General features: G+C 36.8%; 1 protein-coding gene. It reads right to left on the reverse strand.

Going from position 1 to position 562, the window contains the following annotated elements:
* Positions 1–562: hypothetical protein (locus MJ764_RS11380; protein ID WP_420853961.1), on the reverse strand; the 562-nt coding region annotated here is incomplete at both ends.

Genomic DNA, 562 nt, shown 5'->3' on the forward strand with positions numbered 1-562 from the left:
TAAATACTTTACCACTCTGACTTTGAAAATAATGAATTGATACCTTCTTTCCTGATGCATCAAAGCCATCTTTATAAACTTTTGTCCATTTTCCTGGTTCAATTTCCCTAAACTGTTCTAATAATGATTGATTTTTAACAATATTTCTGGTTGTTCCATTTTGAACAGCTTTAAAATTTTGCGGATACTGTGGTGAATCTTTAATCGAATTATAGATATTTTTGATTTCATCACTGGTTCCCTTTCCAGCTACCTGTTCAGTCTTATGAGCACCTTCCGCCTTACCTTTTCCACCGCTTTGTTTCGCCCCACGCGATTCGCTGGCTGTACTCAGATGTCCATCATTTTTTATTACCTGTCCATTTGCAGTTACAAGACTTCCGGCTTTATCGTTGTATCGGGTTGTAATTGCCTTTATTTCATTAATCGATAATGCCTTGCCTCGTTTTAATGCAATTACATTGATTACTGATTTTAAGCTCAAACCCGAATTATAAAGCGCATCTACCTGTTCTCCAATCTGGGCATATGAACCGAAATATTGACCTGCTATCTGGTAGCT

This window comes from Snodgrassella gandavensis (assembly GCF_914768025.1).
In the GTDB taxonomy this organism is placed as follows: domain Bacteria; phylum Pseudomonadota; class Gammaproteobacteria; order Burkholderiales; family Neisseriaceae; genus Snodgrassella; species Snodgrassella gandavensis.